Genomic DNA, 23,308 nt, shown 5'->3' with positions numbered 1-23,308 from the left:
TTCAGTCAACTTTCGCTTATAGAATATCTTTTATGACTCAGCCGGAAACCAACTTCGTACATTTGCACAATCACACGCATTATTCACTTCTAGATGGTGCGTCAAAAATACCTGATTTAGTAGCGCGCGCTAAAGAATTAGGTATGCCGGCTGTAGCTATTACGGATCATGGCAACATGCACGGCGCGTACGAAATGTGGAGTACGGCTGTAAAAGCTGGGATTAAGCCAATTATTGGCATAGAAGCGTATGTTACTCCTGAAACAGCAAGACAAGACAAAAGTCGCGTGCATTGGGGCACGGAAGATCAGCGTGCAGATGACGTTTCTGGCGGCGGTTTAATTACGCATATGACTTTGTGGGCGGAAAACGATACTGGCTTAACAAATCTTCTTAAAGCTTCGTCTGTGGCGAATCTTGAGGGTAGAGTTATGCGCTACCCACGTATGGATAAAGACGTGCTTTCAACCTACTCAAAAGGTGTAATTGCGTCTTCAGGATGCCCTTCTGGAATTATCCAGACGCGTCTTCGCTTAGGTCAGTTCAAAGAGGCTTTACGAGCAGCTGGTGAGTTTCAAGATATTTTCGGGCGTGACAATTTCTTTATCGAGCTTATGAATCACGGGCTTTCTATTGAAACGCGCGTAACTAAAGACTTGCTTGAAATTGCAAAAAAACTTAACGCACCTCTTCTTGCAACAAACGATTTGCATTACGTTCATGAAGAAGATCGTGAAGCGCAAGATGCTATGCTTTGCATTAATTCCGGCTCGCGCTTGGACGATCCTGACCGTTTTAAGTTTGACGGTTCAGGATACTATTTGAAGTCCGCTGAGCAAATGCGTGAGCTTTTTAAAGAATTTCCAGAAGCTTGCGATAACACGCTTGAGATTGCTCGTCGATGCAATGTTATGTTCGACGACGGCGAAGATGGCGCTTTTATGCCGCAATTTGACTGCCCGGAAGGTTGGGATGAGACTTCGCTATTCCTTAAAAAAGTCGAGGAAGGTTTGGAGCGTCGTTACAATAACAACATTCCAATGGAAGTTTTAAAGCAGGCTGATTACGAGTGCGGTGTGATTTGCCAAATGCAATTCTGCGGATACTTTTTAGTTGTTGCAGATTATATTAATTGGGCTAAAGCGCATGGTGTAATGGTAGGTCCTGGTCGTGGTTCTGCTGCAGGCGCTATGGTTGCGTACGCAATGGGCATCACAGAGCTTGATCCTATGAAGCATGGTCTGATTTTTGAACGCTTCTTAAACCCGGAGCGCGTATCCTTGCCTGATATTGATGTTGATTTTGACCCGGATGGCAGGGCCAAAGTTCTTGAATACGTGAGCGAAAAATACGGTAGAGATAAAGTTGCTCAGTGCGTTATTTACGGAACTATTAAAACGAAGCAAGCTCTTAAAGATTCTGCGCGTATTATGGGCTACGAGTTTTCAGTAGGCGAAAAAATTACGAAAGTTCTTCCTCCTGCTAAAAACGGCAAAGATATGAGCTTGCACGATATTTTCGACGAAAAATCAAAGCGTTACGCTGAAGCGCGCGAGTTTCGCGAAATGTACGACACGGATCCAGATACTCATCGCATTACGGAAGAAGCTAAGGGCATTGAAGGTTTGATTCGTCAAACAGGTGTGCATGCTTGTGCAACAATCATGGGCTCGGAGCCAATCACAAACACTTCGCCACTTTTAGAGCGCACTGACGGTACTATTACTACAACTTTTGAGTATCACACTTGTGAAACGCTCGGTCTTGTAAAAATGGACTTTTTGGGTCTTTCCAACTTGACAGTTATTCGCGATACTTTGCGAAATATCGAAAATAATGGGAAGGATCCGATTGATTATACTAAGATTCCGTTAGACGATAAAGCTACTTATCAACTGCTTTCTAGGGGTGATACTTTAGGCGTTTTCCAGCTTGATTCCGACGGTATGCGTGCGCTTCTACGTACTTTGAAACCGGATAATTTCAACGATATTTCGGCTTTGATTGCACTTTACAGGCCTGGTCCTATGGATATGGATTCGCATACGAATTATGCTAAGCGCAAGAATGGTTTGCAAGATATTATCCCTATTCATCCAGAAGTTGCTGAGCCGTTAAAGGAAGTTTTGGACGAAACTTACGGTTTAATTGTTTACCAGGAGCAGGTGCAGTCTGCAGCGCGTATTTTAGCAGGATACAGTCTTGGTAAAGCAGATGTGTTACGTCGAGCAATGGGCAAGAAAAAGCCGGAAGTGCTGGCAAAAGAACAGGTGCCATTCTTTGAAGGTATGAAAGCTCACGGATATTCTGAAGAAGCTGCACAAGCTGTGTGGGATGTTTTGGTTCCGTTCTCTGGTTACGCGTTTAATAAAGCTCACTCTGCAGCTTATGGCTTGATTTCTTACTGGACTGCATACCTAAAAACGCATTATCCTGTGGAATTTATGGCAGCTTTGCTTCAAAACGAACGTACGAATAAAGACAAAACTGCACTGTACTTGGGCGAGGCAAGGCGCATGGGTATTCAAGTTTTGCAACCTGATGTAAACGAGTCTGTTCTTGAGTATTCTGCAGTTGGAGATGTTGTGCGCTTTGGTTTGGGTGCTATTCGTAACGTTGGAGACAAAGCAGTAAACGATATTATTACTGAGCGTGAAGGTGAGCGCGGACGTTTCGTAAACTTTATGGATTTCGTACAACGTGTTCCTATTAGTGCACTTAATCGACGTTTAGTAGAGTCGCTTATTAAAGCTGGAGCTTTTGATTCTATTGATTCAAATCGTCGTGCGCTGTTTCAAATTTGTGATCCTGCAATTGATTCTGTGATTGCGCTTAAGCGCAAGCAGGCAGAGGGTCAGTTTGATTTATTTGCTGATCTTGATTCGTCTTCTGACTCGGATGACGACAACGGTATGGGAGATATGCAAATTACTGTACCTGATGTTGAAGAGTGGGATAAAAAGACAAAGCTTAATTTTGAGCGAGAAATGCTTGGATTGTACGTTTCTGATCATCCACTAAGCGGATTGTCTGCAGTTTTGGCAGATTTACGTGAGATGTCAATCGCTCAACTGATCGACAGAGCAAGAACTATGAGCGATGGTCAGCAAGTAACTATTGCAGGCCTAGTTACGAGCGTAGATAGGCGAGTGTCTCGAAAAGGTAATGCTTGGGCGATTGTCACAGTTGAAGACATGGAAAGTTCAATACAATGCATGTTCTTTGGCAAAGTGTACGAAGCTTCAGCGCAAGAACTTGCAATTGATCAAGTTGTGCGTATTCGTGGACAAGTTGAAGTGCGTGATGAAACTGTTTCCATGCGTGCTACAGAGTTTGAAATACCAACTCTTGAATCAGTGGATGAGAGACCTTTAACAGTTGTTATTCCTCGTAAAGTTCTAGATAAAGGTCGTGTTGCGCAATTAAGTAATATTTTGAGCCGACATCCAGGCTGCTGTGAAGTGCGCTTGGCTCTTGTCGACGATACAGGCAAGGCGCAAGTTCTTACTTTTGGAGATCGTTTCCGCGTAAAACGAGATACTTCTTTGTTTGCTGAAATGAAAATTGTTTTTGGATCTAGTTGTTTGCCTAGCGCGTAGAAAATATGCACTACTGGTTTGATAAAATATAAAACTAGGTATGCTTTAAGAATTACATTGAAAGAGGAGGAAATAACGAATATGTTAAACAACGGTGACGAGCGTAACAGTGACGATAAGCGTAAAAATGATGGTGAGCGTAACAATGACGATTCTGTGCGCACTTCTTTTACTGATGCGGAATTAGATAATGCGCTCGCTGGATTTGAACGTGAATTTAAAGAAGAGTCGCAAGAAAATTTAAATAGCGAAAATTTAGAAAATAACCAAAAAAGCGACGATAATCAAGAAAATGATTTTCTTGATCAAGCTATGCGCAATATTGAAGAAGCTAATTTTGAAGAAGATTTGCAAGGTTTGCTTGGAAATAAAGCAAAAGTTGCGTTAATGATTACGTATGTGCAGCCTGCTCAGTTACTAGCTGCTTTTTGCAAAATGGCTAGTGTTTCAGCACGATGCTTCGATGAAGAGCAAGGTGCTGTTGCAGTATTAAAAAATTTGGACGGCAATGAGCCGGAAGAAGCAGTGCAAAAATTTGTTGATTTCTTCCGTGGAATGGATGTTATGCTCATTACAAATAGAGCTGATAAATTAACTGCAAAAGTTTACGAATATAATTGCGAACCGCAAGAAATAGTTGCGCCTATGGCATTAGCTGTGTGGTCGCGTACAGTAGAAGATTTAGCTATTGGCATGGAAACAGTTGAAACTATTTCGAAACAAAATATAGAAATGTTCAATAGTGACGATTTGAGCGATGCGAACGCGTACGAGCTATTCCAAAAATATGGCAAAAGAAAGTAAAAATAATTAAGCAATTAATTGGCATATTAAATTGAAGAAGTTGCGTTAGAAAGTAGAAATTTCATTACAATTACGTAAATTCATTGCAGATAAGCTCAACATATGAAGCGCAATACGAAATAATACACTACAATTGCACGTGAATATGCATATGTGCGTGGCTATGCATACAACCGGATGATACCCAAGGGGTTTATTATGGATCGACAACAAGAGTTTGCTCTACGTACTGTTGAAGAGCGAGACGTGCGTTTTATTCGACTCTGGTTTACGGACGTCTTAGGCACGCTTAAATCCGTTGCTATTGCCCCTGCTGAATTAGAAGCAGCTTTTGAAGAGGGAATAGGGTTCGACGGCTCAGCAATAGAAGGCATGACTCGCGTCCTAGAAGACGATATGATTGTGAAGCCGGATCCGTCGACGTTCCAAATTCTTCCATGGCATGGAGGTCCGGAAGGCACAGCGCGCATGTTCTGCGATGTGCTAACTCCAGACGGAGAGCCTTCACTGGGAGACCCTCGTCACGTTTTGAAGACTGCGCTCGCAAAAGCGAAAGAAAAAGGATTTACTTTCTACGTTCATCCGGAAATTGAGTTTTATTTGTTTGAAGCTCAAGATGATTGGTCCAAAGCTCCTGTGCCGATTGATGAGGGTGGCTATTTTGACCACGTTCCTAGAAGTTCGGCTATGGATTTCCGTCGTAGTGCAGTTAGTATGCTTGAGCAAATGGGTATTTCTGTAGAATACTCGCATCACGAGGGCGGTCCTGGTCAAAACGAAATTGACTTGCGTTATGCAGATGCTCTTACTACCGCGGACAATATTATGACTTTCCGCACTGTAGTTAAGGAAATTTCTCTTGAGCGCGGAATGTATGCAAGCTTTATGCCAAAGCCGCTAACTGATCAACCTGGATCGGGTATGCATACGCATTTGAGTTTGTTCGAAGGTGACACGAACGCTTTTTATGAGGCAGGTCAAGAATTTAATATGTCTCTTATTGCGCGTCAATTTGCGGCTGGTATTTTGCATCATGCTTCAGAAATTTGCGCTGTAACTGATCAATATGTGAACTCTTACAAGCGTTTGTGGGGTGGTGCGGAAGCTCCTAGCTACGTTTGCTGGGGTCATAGCAACCGTTCTGCACTTCTGCGTGTGCCGCAATACAAGCCTGGTAAAGGCAATTCTTGCCGAATGGAATTCCGTGCGCTAGATCCTGTGGCGAATCCGTATCTTGCTTACTCTGTGCTTCTTGCTGCCGGTTTGGATGGTATTGAAAAGCAAATGACTTTGTGCGATCCAACTAGCGACGATGTTTGGGAGCTTACTGATGCTGAGCGTCAAGCAATGGGTATTCAGCCATTGCCGGAATCCTTGGATGAAGCACTAAAGATTATGGAGCGCTCGGACTTCGTTGCAAGCGTATTAGGTGAACACGCTTTTGAGTACTTCTTGCGCAATAAGCATCAAGAGTGGGAAGAGTACCGTCGTCAGGTTACGCCTTTTGAGCTTGAGAAGTATTTGCCGCGTTTGTAACGCGAGTGACTTTGTACTTTAGAGGCCTTAACGCAGAAACTGTACTGCGTTAGGGCCTTTTGTTTGATGTTTTGGGACACTGCTGCAGATTGCGCTCGCGCGGATTACGCGCTCGCTTACGAAACTCGCGTTGGAAGTCCACTGGACTTCCAACTTTAGCGAGTTTCCGCTCCGAGTTGCCTTCGCGCTAAATGTCAGCGCTCAGGCAGGTCGTCGCGCACACTAACCACAACCTAGTTTTTAAAGCGCAACCACGCAACTCTGCCCTGCCTTCGTCAATCGAGACGAAGGCAGACCTCGCTTGCGGTGAAAGCACACTGTGCTTTCAACTCTGAGCAAGCTCGGCGCTCCGAGTTGCCTTCGCGCGCTAAATCGCAGCGCTCAGGCAGGTCGTCGCGCTGCGTGAGGGTCTTTTGTTTTCTATTGGTGGTTTGCTTCAAAAAAATCAAAAATTTTGTAAAAAAGTGGGGATTTTTGGGGAGGAATGGGGTAAAATGGTGAACAACGTGTAAATGGCATAGTACATGTTGAGTTAAGGAGGTGGAGTATGGCACGTCGTGCTGCTGATAAGCAACCGCGCAATAACGCCAATTCTTCCTCTTCGCATTCCATAAATCAGGCTCAACAAGCTGCTGATTCAAATGTTTCTCAGCAATCGCAGATGCCACTGCAAATGCAAGATTCACAAGTGTCTCAGCAGCAATACGTTCAGCCTGTTCAACCTGTACAGTCTAAGCAGTCAATTCAGGGTTATTATGGTATGCCTTCAACTGTTATGCCAGCAATGCAGCAATATATGCCAGCACCGGTTTTCACCTCCACTCCGTCCGGCGCTGCTGATTCGTCTGCACAAGCTGCAGCTATGCCAGTTGCACCTTTTTATGCTTCTCAATATCAAGAAGCTGTGTCAACTCATCCAGCAACACCTATTTTGTTAGGCACTTATACTCCAAAAATTGACGATAAAGGTCGTGTTGCACTTCCTGCAAAATTCCGTTCTCAGCTCGGAACTGGTTTTGTTATGGCTCGCGGTCAGGAGCATTGTGTTTACGTGCTACCTATGGTTGAGTTCCAGCGCATGGCAACGCAAATTCAGCGCACATCTATGAGCAATAAGTCAGCTCGCGATTATCTTCGTGTGTTCCTTTCTGGTGCTGTTGATGAAGAGCCAGATAAGCAGGGACGCATTGTTGTGCCGCCAATGTTAAGAGATTACGCCAATTTGGGCGATCAAATTGTTGTTATTGGTGTTGGTACGCGTGCAGAGATTTGGAATAAGTCTGCTTGGGAAGAATATCTTGCCGATCGTGAGCAAGGTTATGCAGATATTGCTGACGATGTACTTCCGGCGGTGATGTGATGACTGATGCTATGAAAGATATTACAGCTATTCACGCACCGGTATTATTGCAGGATTGTGTTGATTTAGTTACTCCTTCTTTGCAACACAAAGGCGCAATAGTAGTAGATTGCACTTTAGGCCTTGCTGGTCATGCGACTGCTTTTCTTAAAGCTGCGCCTTTTGCAACACTTATTGGTATTGATCGTGATTCTGAAGCACTTTCGTTAGCAACGCAAAGAATGCGCAGCGAAGGTCTCGAGAATCGTTTTATTCCTGCACATGCAGCATTCGATGAGATTGATGAAGTGCTACAAGAAAACAGCATTGACCGTATTGATGCTGCTTTTATGGATTTGGGTCTTTCAAGTTTGCAAATTGACGAAACTGATCGCGGTTTTTCTTATTCTCACGATACAGCACTTGACATGCGTATGGATACGACGCAAGCAACTACTGCCGCAACGATTTTAGCTACTTATGATTCTCGAGAATTAACTAGAATTTTCCGAGAGTATGGTGAAGAACGTTTTGCTTCTCCTATTGCTCGTCGTATTGTTGAAGTTCGTGCTACGGAGCCTATTGCTACTTCGGGTCAGTTGGTTAGCTTAGTTGACTCTGTAATTCCGAAAGCTCATCGCGCTACTGGAAATCCAGCAAAACGAGTGTTCCAAGCTTTGCGTATTGAAGTGAACGGTGAATTAGATAAATTGAGCCGTACTCTTCCTAAAATTGCTTTACATCTTCGTGAGCATGGTCGCTTAGTTGTTGAATCTTATCATTCGTTGGAAGATACAGCTGTAAAACGTTTTATGAATCAAGGATTAACAGTTGATGTTCCTGCAAACATGCCTGTTATTCCTGATGATGCTCAGCCGTTCTTTAAAGCTCTTACTCGCGGAGCTATGAAAGCTTCTAAAGAAGAAATTGTTCATAACACTAGATCTTCTTCAGTTCGTTTGCGCGCTGTCGAATTATGCCGCCCTATCCCGGAGCGTTGGATTCCAAGGCTTGAAGATGAGGCGGCTGGTCGTAAAGCTATAAAAGGAGGTCGCTGACATGGTATTGAACATGCAAAATCGTGTTTTGCGCTCTTCTGCGTCTTCTGCTTCAGCTCCAGCTGGTCGTACTAAAGATAATTCGACTCGTAAAGAATACGTACATAATTCTGCTCCTTCGGTGTTTAACCCATCTCAACGTAAATCTTCTGCTGTGCTTGAACGATTCAGCAAGGTTATGACATGGAGCAATACGCGCAAAGTACCTCTTGTGAATTGCATGATTATTGTGATTTTTATGGTTGTTACGTTGTTGACTTCGCTTCTTTTGCGTACGCAAATGGCAGAGATTTCCTTCGACCAAACTGCAGTACAGATGCGTATTTCTCGTTTGCATCAGGATGTGGAAGCTCGTCAAGCGAAATTAGATACTTTGGAATCTGAACTTCCTGCAAGAGCGCAACGAATGGGAATGGTTCCGCAACAAGGTTCTATTTCTATTGACTTGAGTGATTATGCAGCAAAACGAAAACATAGTCATTCTGAGAAAACTAAGCACGAAAAACAAGCCGATAACTCAAAACAAACAAATAACTCAAAACAAACAAATAACTCAAAACAAACAAATAACTCAAAACAAACAAATAACTCAAAACAAACAAATAACTCAAAACAAACAAATAACTCAAATAAAACTCAAAAACAAGACCAACAAAATCGTCAATATCAACAGAAAGCAAAACAGGAGAAACATTGATGCGCCACTTAATCAAACAACGTTTCGCTCCTCTGCAGATATTTGCGCGTAAGTGCACCGTAATTGCAATTGTTTTTGCGTTAATTGGTGTTGGTGCAATAGTAAAGCTAAGTTTTATACAGATTATTAATGCTCGCTCAACTGCACAAGCAGCTCAGGCTGAGCGTAGTCGTGTGCGACCAATTCTTGCACGTCGTGGGCGCATACTTGATGCTAATGGTGCTGTGTTGGCTCAAAGTGTTGAGCGATTTAATATTATTGGAGATCCACTTAATGCTCAGGCTTTTGTTCCGACTCCTTGCACAAAACAAACCGAGCATAACTGTCATATGCTTAATGGCAAGCCTGTAGAAGGCACGGGCGCTGTGGCGGTCGCCCGTTTGCTTGCTCCGATTTTGCACATGAGTTCTGTAGAACTTGGTGGAAAACTGGCTGGCGTTGGTCGTTACGTTTTATTGAAACGTAACGTGACTCCTGCAATGAAACGTGCCATTGACGATTTGAATCTTTCTGGGTGTATTTATGCAGAGAACAGTAGTGAACGAGTATATTCAAGCGGACCTATTCTTGGATCTGTTATTGGTGCTGTTGCTAATGCCGATGAAGTTAATCGTAAAGATATTAAAGATCGTAAAGGTGAGGTTGGTGTTACTGGTCTTGAATTTACTAAAGATGCAACTTTGAATGGCGTGGACGGATATCAGCGTTATCAAGGTAATAATGCAGGAAATGAGAAAATTCCTGGTACTGTAACTGAATCTAAGCCTGCAATCAACGGAAGTGATGTTAAGCTCACAATCGATAGCGATGTCGATTGGTATGTTAAAAAAGTTTTGCTTGATGGCAAGAAAAAATATCATGCAACTTGGGGTATTGCAATAGTGCAAGATGTTCGTACTGGCGAAATACTTGCTTTGGAAGATACTGATGAGATTAAAGCTGGAACAACGCAAGCTAAGGTGAATGTTTCTAGAGCTGTAAGCCAAACCTTTGAGCCTGGTTCTATTGGTAAAGCTTTCTCAATGTCTGGAATGTTACAAACTGGTGCGCATAAGCTTACTGATAAATTTGCTGTTCCTAATACTCTTAATAAGAACGGTCAAGCATTCCATGATGCTGTTAGCCATGGTGTTGAGCGTTGGACATTAGCTGGTATTCTTTCGGAATCTTCTAACGTCGGTATGGTTATGGCTGGTGAAAAATATCCGATAGATAAACGCTATGAGTATCTTTATAAATTTGGTCTTGGTCAGTACTCGGGATTGAATTTGCAAGGAGAATCTTGTGGCTTGCTTCCTAGCGTTCAAGCTTGGGATGGTCGTAAGAAAGATACCGTTCTGTTTGGTCAGGGTTATGCTGTGAATGCTTTGCAGCTTACTAATGCGATTGCAACTATTGCAAATAAAGGCGTTAGGTTGCGTCAGTCAATAGTTAAATCCGTTATAGATTCTAATGGTAGAGTTACGAAGTCTCCTCGTCCTGCAGGAACGCGCGTTTTGGATGAAAATGTTGCTGCACAAATGATGAATGCTTTGGAAAATTCTGGTGAGCATTATCACAGATTTGCTGGTGTCGATGGTTATCGTGTTGCTGCAAAGAGTGGTACAGCTGAAGTTGCTGGCGCTGATGGTAAACTTAGCTCTACAATCAGCGACTGGTCGGGTGCTATACCAGCGGATAATCCTCGCTTCGTCATAACAGTTGTTTTGCGTGATCCACAAGGTATTTATGGTGGTATGACTGCAGGTCCACTGTTCAAAACTATTGGAGAATTCTTAATGCAAAAGTATGATATTCCAGCTTCTTCTCCACGCACAAATCCTGTTCCTGTGAATTGGTAGTGTACGCATTACAATGTTGTTATCTATAAAGTAGGGTGTGCAATGAGTGCGGTTGATGAATACTCTAGAATTAGAGTGACGCTAGGTTTTGCTGCAAAAAATTATGGTTTTGAAGTTGTTCCTGCGTTTGCTTCAGAGGTAACTATTACTTCTATTGCTCATGATGTGCGTCATGTGCGTCCTGGTGGATTATTTGTGCCAATTGGTCATATCGATCGTCGTCAGCTTGAAGCTGCACGTGATGCTGGGGCATATGCTGCATTAGTTTCACCAGAATTTCGTGGTGAGGCTGCAGATTTAGGTCTGCCTTTGCTTGTTTCTTCTGCTAATCCAGTTGCTTTGGGCAAGCTTGCTTGTGATATTAATGCAGATCCTTCTTCATGCGTTGCAATATTTGCGATTGCTGGTGACGATGATGATGAGATCCATGCTAATGTTTTGCGATTAGCTGATTTTTTGCATATGTTAGGTAATCCTGTTGGTGTTATTAGTGATGCTGGATCTACTTCATTGCAGCGCGAATTGTCTTTGCAATATCCTTTAAATATTGCAGATGTACAGCATGCTTTATCTGTGTGTGCAGAAGATGGTGCTGCAGCTGTTGTTATTGCACTTAATTCTGCAACTTTAGCTAAGAACGCGTTACAATCCGTCAGTATTGATGTTCTTGGCGTTGAGCAAACTCAGAATGAAAGCAATTCTGGCGCAGGGTCTGATTCTCAATCTGATGCTAAGTCTAAAGATAGTTCTGATACTAATTCTGAATCTAAAGATGCAGCCTCAAATGTGAAAGTTAGTGCAAAGGCATCTTCTTCACCGCTTTACCCGGCATATGCAACCGGCATGAGTTTTTATGCGTTGCGTCAACGTTATGGTTTTTCTGGAAGAGAGCACGCTTATTGTGTTACTAGATCGGCTGAGTCTGACGAATTAGCTGAATTAGCGGATCAAATTGGTGGCAATGATGTGCAGCGGCATCTTTCATTATCTATTGCAATGGTGTTAGCTGCTGGTGTTCGTCGTGGGACTATTAAAAGTGCGCTGCGAGTTTCGCATGAACTGCACTGAATTATGCTGATTTCATTCGAGTTTTCAAATAAATTAATTGCGTGAGTTTTGTTTAAGAGCTTTTAATTATGTGGCTAATTTGGAGGATGTTATGAGTTGTGTTGAAACTTCGTGTGCCAGCAATGCTGAGAGTTTAGATCATGCCGATATGATGCCTATGAGCATAAGCGAAATTGCTAAAGCTGTTCATGGGGAAATACACGAGTTTAATAGTTGTGACACAGATTTAGTTGCAAATTCCGTTTTTAGTGATTCTCGTCAAATCCGTAACGGTTCTGTGTTCGTAGCTATAGTTGGTGAACATGTTGACGGTCATGATTATGTAAAGAATGCTGAAAAATCTGGAGCTGTTGTAGCTATTGTTGAACATGTTGTCGAAGGCACTAATCTCAATCAAATAGTTGTGAATAATTCTATAGAAGCGCTGGGCTTGCTAGCTAAACATAATTTGGAACTTCGCCGCAATCTTAACAAACCTTTCACTATTATTGGTATTACTGGTTCCGTTGGCAAAACAACAACGAAAGATATGTTGAAGGCTTTGTTGAGCACGCTAGGCGAAACAGTTGCTCCTGTTGGATCTTTTAATAATAATATTGGTTTGCCTCTTACTGCTTTGCAAGTTGGCAGTAATACTCGATTTTTAATAGCAGAAATGGGAGCTAATCATGTTGGCGAAATTGCCAATTTAACTCATATTGCTCCTCCGGATCTCGCAATAGTGCTTAAAGTTGGTGTGGCTCATTTAGGTGAATTTGGCTCAGTTGAGCGCATTGCGCAAGCAAAAAGTGAGATTGTGCGTGGGCTTTTGCCACATGGCATAGCAGTATTAAATTCCGACGATAAGCGAGTTTCTGCAATGTCTTGTCTTGTAGAAAATAAGCATGTGCGCTGGTTCGGTAGAAATGTTAAAAACGGATTGCTGGAATCAGCTAGTAAAGATGACTACCAACTTTCAGCTAGTAATATAAAGTTAGATTCTTTTGGTAAAGCAGTTTTTACTACCACTGAACGTAGTAATTCTTCTGATCTAATGAATCATATTGAAGTGCATCTTGCTATACAAGGCGAGCATAATGTTATGAATGCGCTTGCAGCAGCAAATGTTGCTAGATATTTGGGAATGACTTTAGATGATATTGCTTCTGTGCTGTCTAAAGTTTCGCATATTAGCCCGCATCGCATGCAATTGAGTACAGTTTCTAAGAATGACGAGAAATTTACACTTATTGATGATTCCTTTAATGCAAATCCTGATTCTATGAAAGCAGGAATCGATGGTTTGTGCGCCTATGAAAATGATTCTTGTAGTGCATCTTCGAAACCTTTCCGTATAGCGGTTCTTGGTTCTATGTTGGAGCTTGGCAGCAACGAAGATGAATTGCACACAAATATTGGAGAATATGTGGCAAATTCGAGTGTCGATGCAGTTGTTGCTGTTGGTTCAAAAACGGACTCTGACTTAGATAAATTAGCTCACTGTATTGCTCAAGGTGCACGTTCTTCTTGGAATAATAAACTACTTTCTTCTCACGATGCAGTCTACTTTGTGCACAGTGCGGATGAGGCTGATGATATTGTTTGGAAAATTGTGGCCGAGCATCCGAGTAGTGTTGTGTTATTGAAAGGCTCTCATGCTTCAGGCTTGAGTGTGCTTGCTGAACATTGGGCAAATATTTAACTGCTCGATGCTCAATATAAGTGTGAAATTAATAAATTAAGTATTATAGCAAACGGAACAGTAAACGGAGGTTAAGCGGTGATTGCGCTTATTGTAGGAATTGTGGTGTCGCTCGTAGTTACGATTGTTGGCACGCCTTTGCTTATTCGTTTAGTGCATCGTTTGCACTACGGTCAGTACATTCGCCAAGATGGACCACAATCTCATTTAGTAAAGCGCGGCACGCCAACTATGGGCGGTGTTGTTATTAACTTTGCTGTAGTAGCAGGTTGGGCTGCTTCTGCTCTTTATAGATATGTTTCTGTTGGTCGCTCGCCTTCATGGTCTGCTGTTTTGGTGCTGTTTGCAATGCTTTCAATGGGTTTGCTTGGCTTTATTGATGATTTTGCTAAGGTTCGTAAAAAGCAGAATCTTGGTCTTTCTGTACATGCGAAGTTTACTGGTCAAATTATTTTTGCAAGTATTTACGCGCTTTTGTCATTGCTATTGCCAACTCAATCTGGTATTGCTAGCGCTCAACCTGGAATGAGTTTTATTGAAAAACCATTTTTTGATTTTTCTATACTCGGCAACGGTGTAGGAATTGTAGTATTTATTGTTTGGGTTAATTTCCTTATTGCTGCTTGGTCTAACGCTGTAAACTTGACTGATGGACTTGATGGTTTAGCTTCTGGATCTTCTATGATTGCTTTTGCTGGTTACGCTTTGATTGCTTTCTGGGAAAGCTACCATGTGCGCGGAGGCGGTCATTTCGGATTCTCTTACGCTGTTTCTGATCCTCTCGATTTAACTATTATTGCTGTTTGTGCTGCTGTTGCTTGCTTTGGATTCTTGTGGTTTAATTCGAATCCTGCTCAAGTATTTATGGGAGATACTGGTTCGTTGGCTTTAGGCGGATTATTTGCAGCTCTTTCTATTGCAACTCACACAGAGTTTTTGGCTGTGATTTTGGGTGGATTATTTGTAATGGAAGCTGCAAGTGACGTTATTCAAGTTGGATTCTTTAAAGCTACGCATAAGCGTGTGTTCAAAATGGCTCCTATTCATCATCATTTTGAATTGCTCGGCTGGACGGAAACTAAGGTTGTTGTGCGATTCTGGATGATTGAGCTTATGTTTGTGCTTTCTGCACTTATGATGTTCTACGCCGATTGGGCAGGGCATTCTGGCTTGCTTATTTAATTTCAAAAATTGGAAGGCTTCAATATGAATATTGTCGATGGCAATGAAGTATCTGTTTCGTCTGAATCTACTTGTAAGTCGTGCACAAGCGATAAAGCATTTGCTTTTAAGCGTGTATTAGTTGCAGGTCTTGGAGTTTCTGGTCGTGGCGCAGCTGAGGTTTTGTGCGCTGTTGGATCTGAGCCTGTGACTGCAGACGAAAATAAGCCTGATGCCGATATACATGATTTTTCAGCAATAGACTGGTCTAAAATCGATGCTGTTGTTACATCTCCAGTATTTAACCCTCGCACGCCATTTTTGCAAGAAGCTGCATCGCGCAATATTCCAATAATGAGCGAAGTTGAATTAGCATGGCGCTTGCGCGTACCTTCTAAGCGCACGAATAAACCTGCTTATTGGATTGGCGTTACTGGCACAAATGGTAAGACTTCTACTACAGAAATGACTTCTGCAATGCTAACCGCTTGCGGATTAAATGCTCCAGCTGTGGGAAATATTGGAAAGTCTGTGTCACATGCTGCTTTGGAATGTGAGCATGATGCCTTATGTGTTGAATTAAGCTCTTTCCAATTGCATTTCACTGATTCTTTAGCTCTTGATTGTGCTGCTATTACTAATATTGCTGCTGATCATTTAGATTGGCATGGTGGCATGGAAGCGTACGCTCGTGACAAGTCAAAAGTATTTAATAATGTGCAAAAAGCTTTGGTTTACAATGCTCAAGATGAGCGTGTAAGCAAATTGGCAGATTGTGCACAAGTTGCTGATGGCTGTAAAAAGATTGGTTTTACGTTAGAAGAGCCTAAAGATGGTGAAATTGGCGTAAAAGATGGTTGGATTGTAGATAACAGCGGTGTTGCTGGAGGAACTAAAGGCACTCTAAAACCTATTGTCGAATTGCGTGAGCTAAAACATCTGTGCGAGCCTGATGGCAGTGTGTATCCGCATTTATTAGCTGATGCTCTTACTGCGTTAGCGTTAGCTTTAGGTTTAACTGGTGACGTAGATTCTTCAGTTCGTGCTTTACGCGAGTTTGCTCCTGGAGGTCATCGCATTCAAACAGTTGCGACTTTGATGTCTGAAGATGAAAATCCTTCGCATTGTATTAGATTTGTAGATGATTCTAAAGCAACTAATGCTCATGCTGCTTGTGCATCTTTAGCTAGTTTTGCTAATAATTCGGTTGTTTGGATTGCTGGCGGTTTAGCTAAAGGTGGTCATTTTGAAGATTTAATTGCAAACCAACTTCATGTGATTAAAGCAGTTGTTGTTATTGGAATAGATCAACGTCCAATTGTTGAAGCTCTTCACAGTTCAGCTCCTCACATTCCAGTAACTATTGTTTCACAAGATGGTTCTTGCGCTAAATCATATGATTGCGTTGATGACTTAGTTTGTGAGTATATTGAGAATACTTCGCTTGTAAATCCTGATTCTTCATTCGGTGAGGCTGTTATGCGTCAAACTGTAGAAGCTGCTGGGCGTTATGCTAAGCCTGGTGATGTTGTTCTGCTTGCTCCTGCTTGTGCCTCTATGGATCAATTTGTTTCGTACGCCGATCGCGGCAATCGTTTTGCTAAAGAATCTCAACGATGGGTGCATAATCATGGTATTCAACAGTAATAAGCCTAAAAAGTTTTTGCGTTCATTAGCGTGCAAAGTCTCAGAAGTTATTATGGAAGATCATATTGAAACAGATTCAGATTCTTCTCATTCTTCCCAAAAGCAAAAATTTGAATCTTTTAAAAAATCTATTAGAACTTCAGCAAGTAAAGTAGGCGAGTCCGTAAGCAAAGCAGGAGCGTATGCAAGCAAAGCGGGTAAGGAATTAGGCAAATCTGTAGGAAAGTCTGTAAGTAAGTCCGTAAGTAGTTCTGTTACTAAAGTTGGCAAATCTGTAGGTTCTTCTTTAAATGAATCTGTAAAATTTGTAAAAGATGTAAAGAAGTCGAAAGCTGCGAAACCAGCGAAACCAGCAAAGCTAGCGAAACCAGCAAATACAGCAAAGCCGGCAAAGTCAATCAAATACGCAAAATTAGCGCATACTGTATCTGGAATATTTTCCTCGAAAAAAGACTACTCAAAAAACTCGTTAGAGCGCAAAACTCAAGATTCAGAATTAAAGAAATACGTTGGCTTGCGCAGTTTAACTAACCCACTGTGGTGCTTATACGGCATGAGAGTATCAGTGGTTATACTGTCGATTTTCGGCTTATTTATGGTGTTTTCTAGTTCTTCAGTAACTATGATCACCTACGGAATTGCACCTTGGGGTCAAGGCGTAAACCAAACAATGTATTGCGTTTTAGGCTTAATTGGCTATATTTTCGCTTCTCGACTTCCAGTTACAGTTTATAGACGATACGTTGCTGTTATTTACATTATTTCTGTTATTGCACAGTTCTTAACATTTGTTCCAGGTTTACGACGTGAAGTTAATGGTAATGCTGGTTGGATTGCTTTCGGCCCTATGACTTTGCAGCCTGCAGAAATTACAAAACTTGCATTATGTATTTGGCTTCCAGTAGCTTTGATTGCTGCAAAACAAGCATATGAGCGTGTGCAAATGCGCGCGTATATTCCTGTAGCAGCAGGACTTGGCGTATCGTTGTTGCTTGTTATTGCAGGTAAGGATCTTGGTACTGCTTTAATTATTATTCTTATTGCACTTATAGCTTTCTACTTAGGTGGATTCCCAACAAAATGGCTTGTTGGAAGCATATTTATTGCTTGCATAATGGTTGCTCTTTTGGTTTTAACAAGCCAAAATCGTATGCGACGTATTCTTGCTACTTTGCACGGATGTGATGCAAAATCAGCTAAAGGCGTTTGTTTCCAAGCAATTCACGCTCAATATGCAATGGCTTCTGGTGGACTATTAGGCGTTGGCATCGGAAACTCTCGTGAAAAATGGAATTATTTGCCTTACGCTCACAATGACTTTATTTTCGCTATTATTGGCGAAGAGATGGGCTTTTTGGTTGCAGCAGCAGTGATTTTGCTATACGTAATTATTGGTTGGTGCATACTATCTTCAGCATTAAAAGCGAAATCGCAATTTATTTCAATCACATTAATGTGTATTGCAACGTGGATTGTAGGCCAAGGATTAGTTAATATTCTTGTTGTTGTGCAAATACTTCCGGTTATGGGAGTGCCTATGCCGTTTGTGTCCGCAGGTGGTTCTTCGCTTGTTATGTGTTTGGTCGCAATTGGCGTAGCTGATGGTCTTATGCGTTCCAATCCGCAACTTACTATATCGAAGTAGTAAGTATTTACAACTTTTTATAATATGAAAGTTATAACAAGGGTAGTGAAATGAAATTTGATAATGCTATTGAGCATGAAGTGCATATTGTTCTTGCAGGCGGGGGCACTGCAGGTCATGTCAATCCTTTGCTTTCTGTCGCAAACGCTATTAAAAAGCTCAATCCTGAAGCGTTAATTAGTGTAATTGGCACAGAAGTTGGTTTGGAAAAAAGTCTTGTTCCGAATGCAGGGTACGAACTTGACACTATAGAAAAAGTGCCGTTCCCGCGTAAGCCAAATCTAGATGCAATTAAGTTTCCAATTCGATGGATGCGCGAAAAACGCAAAGTGCGAAATATACTAGCCGCTAGAAAAGCAGATATAGTAGTGGGCTTCGGTGGCTATGCTTCTGCTCCAGTATATTCTCAAGCTCATGCGCAGCATATTCCTATTGTGATTCACGAGCAGAATGCTAAATCTGGAATGGCAAATCGCTTGGGCGCAAGTTGGGCTGATGCTGTTGGAACAGTTTATGGGAATACTGATTTGCGCACACGAAAAGGTGTCAAAGTTGAAAGAGTTGGTTTACCTCTTAGACCTGCTATTTCTCAATTGTGTGAAAGATTAGAAAAAGATTATGATTCCGCTCGCGTTGAAGGTGCGCAAAAACTTGGCGTTGACCCTAAACGTCCAATTATTCTTGTTACTGGCGGATCTTTGGGTGCAAAAAGCATAAATCAAGCTGTTGCTGCAGCAGCAGGAGATATTTTAAAACATGCGCAAGTAATTCACTTAACTGGTCGCGCAAAAGCGGAAGAAGTGCGAAATATAGTTGCAAAGCAAGTAGGCGAATCGCAAATAAACGATATTAAACCAGAGCATGCTGGCTGTGGCGATTATCATATTGCAGAATATCTAGAGCGTATTGATTGGGCTTTTGCTTGTGCAGATTTAGTTATATGTCGTGCAGGAGCTGGAACGGTTGCAGAAATTTCTGCACTTGGCTTACCTGCTGTATACGTGCCATTGCCTATTGGCAACGGCGAGCAGCGTTTCAATGCTGAGCCTGTAGTAAATGCAGGGGGAGCAGTAATGGTAAATGATGCTGATTTCAATGCAAAGTGGTTTATAGATGAAGGATTAGCTTTATTGCAAAACAAAAAGCAATTACAAGCTATGCGTACTAAATCTTGGAATTATGGTATTCGTGATGCTGCAGACGTTATGGCGAAGCATATTCTTGAAATCGCAAAAGAAGGCAGAAAGTAATGACTAATCTTAATAGCAATACAACTTCATTTCATAATAATATTGATTTAAACCCAGTAAAATCAGCATTTGATGATTCGCAAACAATTTCAAAATTAGGTCGAGTGCATTTTATTGGTATTGGTGGAGCTGGAATGAGTGTTCTGGCAGAAATGTTGCATGAAGAGGGGGTAAGCGTAAGTGGATGTGATCGCGAAGCAAATGATCACACTCAACGCTTGGAAGAATTAGGTATTGAAGTAGAAATTGGACAAAGTGCTTCACACGTTGAGCATGCAGATGTACTCGTGTATTCAAGCGCTATTAAACCGAGCAATCCGGAGATTATGGCAGCACATGAGCGCGGCATAAAGCTTGTTCATCGCAGCGATATTCTTGCGTTATTATTATCTGCAAAAACTGGCGTGACTGTTGCTGGAGCGCATGGTAAAACAACTACTAGCTCACTTCTTTCTCATATATTAACTGTGGCTGCAGCAGGCGATTTGGCTGATCCAAGCTACGCAATCGGCGGATCTATTCAAGCCGCAGACGGAACAGTTTTAGACGGTGGTCATGCTGGCAATGGAATTGTTATGGTTGCTGAAGCTGACGAATCTGACGGAAGTTTTGAAAAATACAGCCCAAGTATTGCAATCGTAACAAATGCTGAAGCAGATCACTTGGATCATTATGGCTCTAGTGAACGATACAGAGAAGCATTTGTTGAGCACGTAAGTCATGCTATTAATAACGTAATAATTTGTGCAGAAGACGAAGGTGCTAGAAAAGTACTTGAAGCTATGCCGGATAATATTTTAAACAAAACAATTGCTTACGGTAATTTGGATACTTGGAGCATGAAAGTCAGCTCGCGCGTACAAAAATTAGCTATGTTCGCAAGTATTGAGCATGAAAATGAGCAAGCTGTAAGTGGTCGAGAAATGTTTACGCTTGTATTGCCAGAAAAAATTTTGGATGAACATGCTAAATGTTCGAATAAGGTGCAAGTTAGCTTGTTAATACCAGGTTTGCATAATGCGCTTAATGCTTCTGCAGCGATTGTTGCTGCAGTATTGCTCGGTATGAATCCAGAAGATGCGGCTCGTGGTGCAGAAAGCTTCCGAGGTGCGTCTCGTCGTTTTGATATTCGTGGATGTGTTGATGGTGTGACAGTTGTGGACGATTATGCTCACCATCCAACTGAAATAGCTGCACTATTGCGCGCTGCGCGAAGAAAGTACACTTCTTCTACTCTTCGCGTGCTGTTTCAGCCTCATTTGTTCTCCAGAACGCAGGCTTTTGCTAGTGAGTTTGCAAAATCTTTGGCTCTTGCAGACGACGTAATTGTTACAGGAATTTTCCCAGCTCGCGAAAAGCAGGAAGATTTTCCAAATATTAATGCTGAAACTATTGTTAAAGCTGCAAAATTGCAGAATCTTGATGTAAAAATTGAAGCGGTTGACGATATGCGCGAAGCTGCGTTGAAACTGGCTTCGCGTGCAAAATCTGGTGATGTGCTGCTTACAGTTGGTGCAGGAAGTATTACTGCTATGACGTCTGTTATGCTAGAAGCATTGTAGTGCTTTGAAATTAAGCGATTAAAATATAAATAGATTATTACGAGAGGTAATTATGGGTCGCGTGAGGTCAAGCAAATCGTACGATGCTGATGCAAATAATTCGCATCGTCGTACCGTTTCAAGTCTTAATATTGCGCGTACTGAAGAGTCTCGTAGTAATAAATCCAGCAGCATTACGTCTCGTAGCAGTGCGTCTCGTAGTGCTGAATTGCTTAATAATGAATTGCGTAGTGGTGTAGCTCGTGGTGCGAAATCTAATATCGGAAAATCTAATATAAAAAAATCTAGTATCAAAAAAACGCGTGATGAAAAAATTCATATTTCTAAACCTAGATCTGCTTCGTCGTTGCGCAAAGACCAGCGTTTTCAAAGGCATATAATCAGCCAAAACACATCGCAAATACGAGTAGCTGATATCAATGAAAAAAATCATCAAGGTAAGTTTGTTGACGCTAGACTTTTGCCGAAGCTTGATTTTGTAAGAAAAACTTTAAGTCAAACTTCTGGTTCTCTTGGAATGATTACTCGTCCTAGAATAATTAATTTTCGAGAGCGTTTGAAAGAACGTAAATCTGCTTATTTGCAATTTACTGTTAAACGAATTCTTGCAATTCTTGCAGTGATTGCTTCTGTTTCAGCGATTGTTTGGTTTTTATTCTTCTCGCCAGTTTTTCTTCTTAAGTCTAACGATATAAGTATTTCTGGTTCTAACGAGTGGGTGAGTGAGCAAAAAATTGCTTCAATTGCGTCAACTCAGGTTGGTAAATCGCTATTTTTAGTTTCTTCTCAAGAAGTAATTAACCAACTTAACGATATTCCTGGTGTAACTGAAGCAAAAGTTTCTAAGAATTTCCCTAATGGTTTGCATGTTTCTGTACATGCGCAACGTCCTGCAGCAATGCTCAAAACTCGAGATAGCAATAAATTAACTGCTGTTGACGCTAAAGGTCGCGTGTTAAATGCCGTAGCTCAAGTTCCAACGCAAGGAATACCTGTTATCGAAGTTTCAAATGTGCAAAGAAGTTTGAATAATAGAGCGGTACTTGAAGCTGTAAAAATTGTTAGTTCACTTTCGGAATCTTTGCGAGCTAGAGTTACGAAAGTTAGTGCAAAAACTCAAGATTCTGTCGAAACAGAATTAGGGGATGTTAAAAAAACTATCATATGGGGCAATTCGTCTCAGATTGAGTTAAAGAAAGCTATTGTTGCCAAGATTATTGATGATCCTAGTAAAATTGGCAATAAACGCAGCTTAGATGTGTCTGCTCCTGTGCGTCCAATTCTTAAATAGGGTTTTAAAACTTTATTAATTGCATTGTCAAGATTAGGTGTATAATAGCAATTTGTGTGTGCCAACAACGTGCCTTATGTTATAGGCGTGTTGGTTGGGATATCCCAAGTGCCAAAGATAGCGCGCAGTAATGTGTGGCTGGAGGCGCGAGGGCCATCGGGCCGGTGGACTGTGGCTTTTACTCTTTAACCGATTCTTTGGTTATGGTGTGCTGCAGTGTGGCGGTTTTCACCAAATAGAAGATAACAATGAATCGGAGAACTTAAGTTGCCTACGATTGAACAACTTGTCCGTAAAGGACGTCAGGCCAAGCCGAAAAAGTCAAAGACTTTGGCCTTGAAGGGTAGCCCGCTGCGTCGTGGCGTATGCACCCGTGTATACACCACCACTCCTAAGAAGCCAAATTCCGCGCTTCGTAAGGTTGCTCGTGTGCGCCTCAGCTCTGGTATTGAAGTAACCGCCTATATTCCAGGCGAAGGTCACAACTTGCAGGAGCACTCCATCGTGCTCGTGCGTGGTGGCCGTGTGAAGGATCTCCCAGGTGTGCGTTACCACATCGTGCGTGGCGCATTAGATACCCAGGGTGTCAAGGACCGCAAGCAGGGTCGTTCCCTGTATGGAGCAAAGAAGGCGAAGTAAAACATGTCACGTAAAGGACCTGCAAAAAAGCATCAACTGCTTCCTGATCCAATCTACGGCTCGACCGTCGTGGCTCAGTTGATTAACAAAATCCTTCTCGATGGTAAGAAGTCCATCGCAGAAAACATCGTCTACACCGCTCTTGAGCAGGTGAAGGCAAAGACCGAGCAGGAGCCAGTTTCTGTATTGAAGCGCGCTCTTGATAACATTCGTCCAAATCTTGAGGTTCGTTCTCGCCGCGTTGGTGGTGCAACTTATCAGGTTCCAGTCGAAGTTAAGCCTGCTCGCGCAAACACTCTTTCCCTCCGCTGGCTTACTGACTTCTCACGCGCTCGTCGTGAAAAGACTATGGCTGAGCGCTTGGCCAACGAAATTCTCGATGCCTCCAATGGCTTGGGTGCTTCCGTGAAGCGCCGCGAGGATACCCACAAGATGGCAGAAGCAAACAAGGCTTTTGCTCACTATCGCTGGTAATCCACAAGATAATCGG

Annotated in this window: 17 protein-coding genes; all 17 read left to right on the top strand. The window is 42.1% G+C overall.

The features are described from left to right. Nucleotides 1–32: 32 nt before the first annotated feature. The 17 genes from dnaE to rpsG all read left to right on the top strand — a co-directional run bounded on the left by dnaE (nucleotide 33) and on the right by rpsG (nucleotide 23,292). Nucleotides 33–3,599 carry a DNA polymerase III subunit alpha gene (gene dnaE, locus K9E37_RS02015; protein WP_064621728.1) on the top strand — a complete coding sequence of 1,189 codons (3,567 nt, stop codon included), beginning with the start codon at nucleotides 33–35 and terminating at the stop codon, nucleotides 3,597–3,599. Between the two features lie 81 nt (nucleotides 3,600–3,680). Next, nucleotides 3,681–4,403, top strand: coding sequence for a hypothetical protein (locus tag K9E37_RS02010; RefSeq protein WP_004108527.1), 723 nt, complete (start codon nucleotides 3,681–3,683; stop codon nucleotides 4,401–4,403). 198 nt (nucleotides 4,404–4,601) lie between these two features. Then, nucleotides 4,602–5,939 carry a type I glutamate--ammonia ligase gene (gene glnA / locus K9E37_RS02005; protein WP_004107357.1) on the top strand — a complete coding sequence of 446 codons (1,338 nt, stop codon included), beginning with the start codon at nucleotides 4,602–4,604 and terminating at the stop codon, nucleotides 5,937–5,939. A gap of 547 nt (nucleotides 5,940–6,486) precedes the next feature. Next, nucleotides 6,487–7,299, top strand: a complete 813-nt coding sequence (gene mraZ, locus K9E37_RS02000) for a division/cell wall cluster transcriptional repressor MraZ (protein WP_004108525.1) — start codon at nucleotides 6,487–6,489, stop codon at nucleotides 7,297–7,299. An 11-nt stretch (nucleotides 7,300–7,310) separates the two neighbouring features. Beyond that, nucleotides 7,311–8,336 (top strand): 16S rRNA (cytosine(1402)-N(4))-methyltransferase RsmH, encoded by a 1,026-nt coding sequence (rsmH, locus tag K9E37_RS01995; protein WP_033888517.1) that lies wholly within the window; start codon nucleotides 7,311–7,313, stop codon nucleotides 8,334–8,336. A 1-nt stretch (nucleotide 8,337) separates the two neighbouring features. Continuing rightward, nucleotides 8,338–9,033: a cell division protein FtsL gene (ftsL, locus tag K9E37_RS01990; protein ID WP_248893479.1), complete on the top strand. Its 696-nt coding sequence runs from the start codon at nucleotides 8,338–8,340 to the stop codon at nucleotides 9,031–9,033. Further along, nucleotides 9,033–10,874 (top strand): peptidoglycan D,D-transpeptidase FtsI family protein, encoded by a 1,842-nt coding sequence (locus K9E37_RS01985; RefSeq protein WP_248893477.1) that lies wholly within the window; start codon nucleotides 9,033–9,035, stop codon nucleotides 10,872–10,874. Before ftsL ends, K9E37_RS01985 begins: the two co-directional genes overlap by 1 nt. 42 nt (nucleotides 10,875–10,916) lie before the next feature. Continuing rightward, nucleotides 10,917–11,942, top strand: coding sequence for a hypothetical protein (locus K9E37_RS01980; RefSeq protein ID WP_004108517.1), 1,026 nt, complete (start codon nucleotides 10,917–10,919; stop codon nucleotides 11,940–11,942). A 91-nt stretch (nucleotides 11,943–12,033) separates the two neighbouring features. Next, on the top strand, nucleotides 12,034–13,623 hold the full coding sequence (locus K9E37_RS01975; protein ID WP_033888465.1) for a UDP-N-acetylmuramoyl-tripeptide--D-alanyl-D-alanine ligase: 1,590 nt from the start codon (nucleotides 12,034–12,036) through the stop codon (nucleotides 13,621–13,623). A 78-nt stretch (nucleotides 13,624–13,701) separates the two neighbouring features. Continuing rightward, on the top strand, nucleotides 13,702–14,805 hold the full coding sequence (gene mraY / locus K9E37_RS01970) for a phospho-N-acetylmuramoyl-pentapeptide-transferase (protein ID WP_004108513.1): 1,104 nt from the start codon (nucleotides 13,702–13,704) through the stop codon (nucleotides 14,803–14,805). A 24-nt stretch (nucleotides 14,806–14,829) separates the two neighbouring features. After that, nucleotides 14,830–16,431: a UDP-N-acetylmuramoyl-L-alanine--D-glutamate ligase gene (gene murD / locus K9E37_RS01965; protein WP_076003025.1), complete on the top strand. Its 1,602-nt coding sequence runs from the start codon at nucleotides 14,830–14,832 to the stop codon at nucleotides 16,429–16,431. A 433-nt stretch (nucleotides 16,432–16,864) separates the two neighbouring features. Beyond that, entirely contained in the window at nucleotides 16,865–18,076 is a 1,212-nt protein-coding gene (locus K9E37_RS01960) for a peptidoglycan glycosyltransferase FtsW (protein ID WP_233186349.1), read from the top strand. Between the two features lie 50 nt (nucleotides 18,077–18,126). Continuing rightward, nucleotides 18,127–19,326: a UDP-N-acetylglucosamine--N-acetylmuramyl-(pentapeptide) pyrophosphoryl-undecaprenol N-acetylglucosamine transferase gene (locus tag K9E37_RS01955; protein ID WP_076003024.1), complete on the top strand. Its 1,200-nt coding sequence runs from the start codon at nucleotides 18,127–18,129 to the stop codon at nucleotides 19,324–19,326. Continuing rightward, nucleotides 19,326–20,888, top strand: coding sequence for a UDP-N-acetylmuramate--L-alanine ligase (murC, locus tag K9E37_RS01950; RefSeq protein WP_102155663.1), 1,563 nt, complete (start codon nucleotides 19,326–19,328; stop codon nucleotides 20,886–20,888). The genes K9E37_RS01955 and murC overlap by 1 nt, the downstream gene beginning before the upstream one ends. Nucleotides 20,889–20,940: 52 nt before the next feature. Further along, entirely contained in the window at nucleotides 20,941–22,179 is a 1,239-nt protein-coding gene (locus K9E37_RS01945; protein WP_064621565.1) for a cell division protein FtsQ/DivIB, read from the top strand. Nucleotides 22,180–22,446: 267 nt separating this feature from the next. Continuing rightward, complete coding sequence (gene rpsL, locus K9E37_RS01940) at nucleotides 22,447–22,818, top strand: 30S ribosomal protein S12 (protein WP_003813881.1); 372 nt, start codon at nucleotides 22,447–22,449, stop codon at nucleotides 22,816–22,818. Between the two features lie 3 nt (nucleotides 22,819–22,821). Beyond that, the gene (gene rpsG, locus K9E37_RS01935; RefSeq protein ID WP_012914396.1) at nucleotides 22,822–23,292 is read left to right on the top strand and encodes a 30S ribosomal protein S7; all 471 of its coding nucleotides are present in this window, start codon (nucleotides 22,822–22,824) and stop codon (nucleotides 23,290–23,292) included. Nucleotides 23,293–23,308: the final 16 nt, after the last annotated feature.

It is taken from the genome of Gardnerella swidsinskii, assembly GCF_023277705.1.
In the GTDB taxonomy this organism is placed as follows: domain Bacteria; phylum Actinomycetota; class Actinomycetes; order Actinomycetales; family Bifidobacteriaceae; genus Bifidobacterium; species Bifidobacterium swidsinskii.
This window is presented reverse-complemented; position numbering and strand designations above follow the sequence as displayed.

What these genes read in the sequence shown, in the direction of transcription:
- dnaE (WP_064621728.1), top strand. Translation starts at nt 33, where the DNA reads ATGACTCAGCCGGAAACCAACTTCGTACATTTGCACAATCACACGCAT.
- K9E37_RS02010 (WP_004108527.1), top strand. Translation starts at nt 3,681, where the DNA reads ATGTTAAACAACGGTGACGAGCGTAACAGTGACGATAAGCGTAAAAAT.
- glnA (WP_004107357.1), top strand. Translation starts at nt 4,602, where the DNA reads ATGGATCGACAACAAGAGTTTGCTCTACGTACTGTTGAAGAGCGAGAC.
- mraZ (WP_004108525.1), top strand. Translation starts at nt 6,487, where the DNA reads ATGGCACGTCGTGCTGCTGATAAGCAACCGCGCAATAACGCCAATTCT.
- rsmH (WP_033888517.1), top strand. Translation starts at nt 7,311, where the DNA reads ATGAAAGATATTACAGCTATTCACGCACCGGTATTATTGCAGGATTGT.
- ftsL (WP_248893479.1), top strand. Translation starts at nt 8,338, where the DNA reads ATGGTATTGAACATGCAAAATCGTGTTTTGCGCTCTTCTGCGTCTTCT.
- K9E37_RS01985 (WP_248893477.1), top strand. Translation starts at nt 9,033, where the DNA reads ATGCGCCACTTAATCAAACAACGTTTCGCTCCTCTGCAGATATTTGCG.
- K9E37_RS01980 (WP_004108517.1), top strand. Translation starts at nt 10,917, where the DNA reads ATGAGTGCGGTTGATGAATACTCTAGAATTAGAGTGACGCTAGGTTTT.
- K9E37_RS01975 (WP_033888465.1), top strand. Translation starts at nt 12,034, where the DNA reads ATGAGTTGTGTTGAAACTTCGTGTGCCAGCAATGCTGAGAGTTTAGAT.
- murD (WP_076003025.1), top strand. Translation starts at nt 14,830, where the DNA reads ATGAATATTGTCGATGGCAATGAAGTATCTGTTTCGTCTGAATCTACT.
- K9E37_RS01955 (WP_076003024.1), top strand. Translation starts at nt 18,127, where the DNA reads ATGAAATTTGATAATGCTATTGAGCATGAAGTGCATATTGTTCTTGCA.
- murC (WP_102155663.1), top strand. Translation starts at nt 19,326, where the DNA reads ATGACTAATCTTAATAGCAATACAACTTCATTTCATAATAATATTGAT.
- K9E37_RS01945 (WP_064621565.1), top strand. Translation starts at nt 20,941, where the DNA reads ATGGGTCGCGTGAGGTCAAGCAAATCGTACGATGCTGATGCAAATAAT.
- rpsG (WP_012914396.1), top strand. Translation starts at nt 22,822, where the DNA reads ATGTCACGTAAAGGACCTGCAAAAAAGCATCAACTGCTTCCTGATCCA.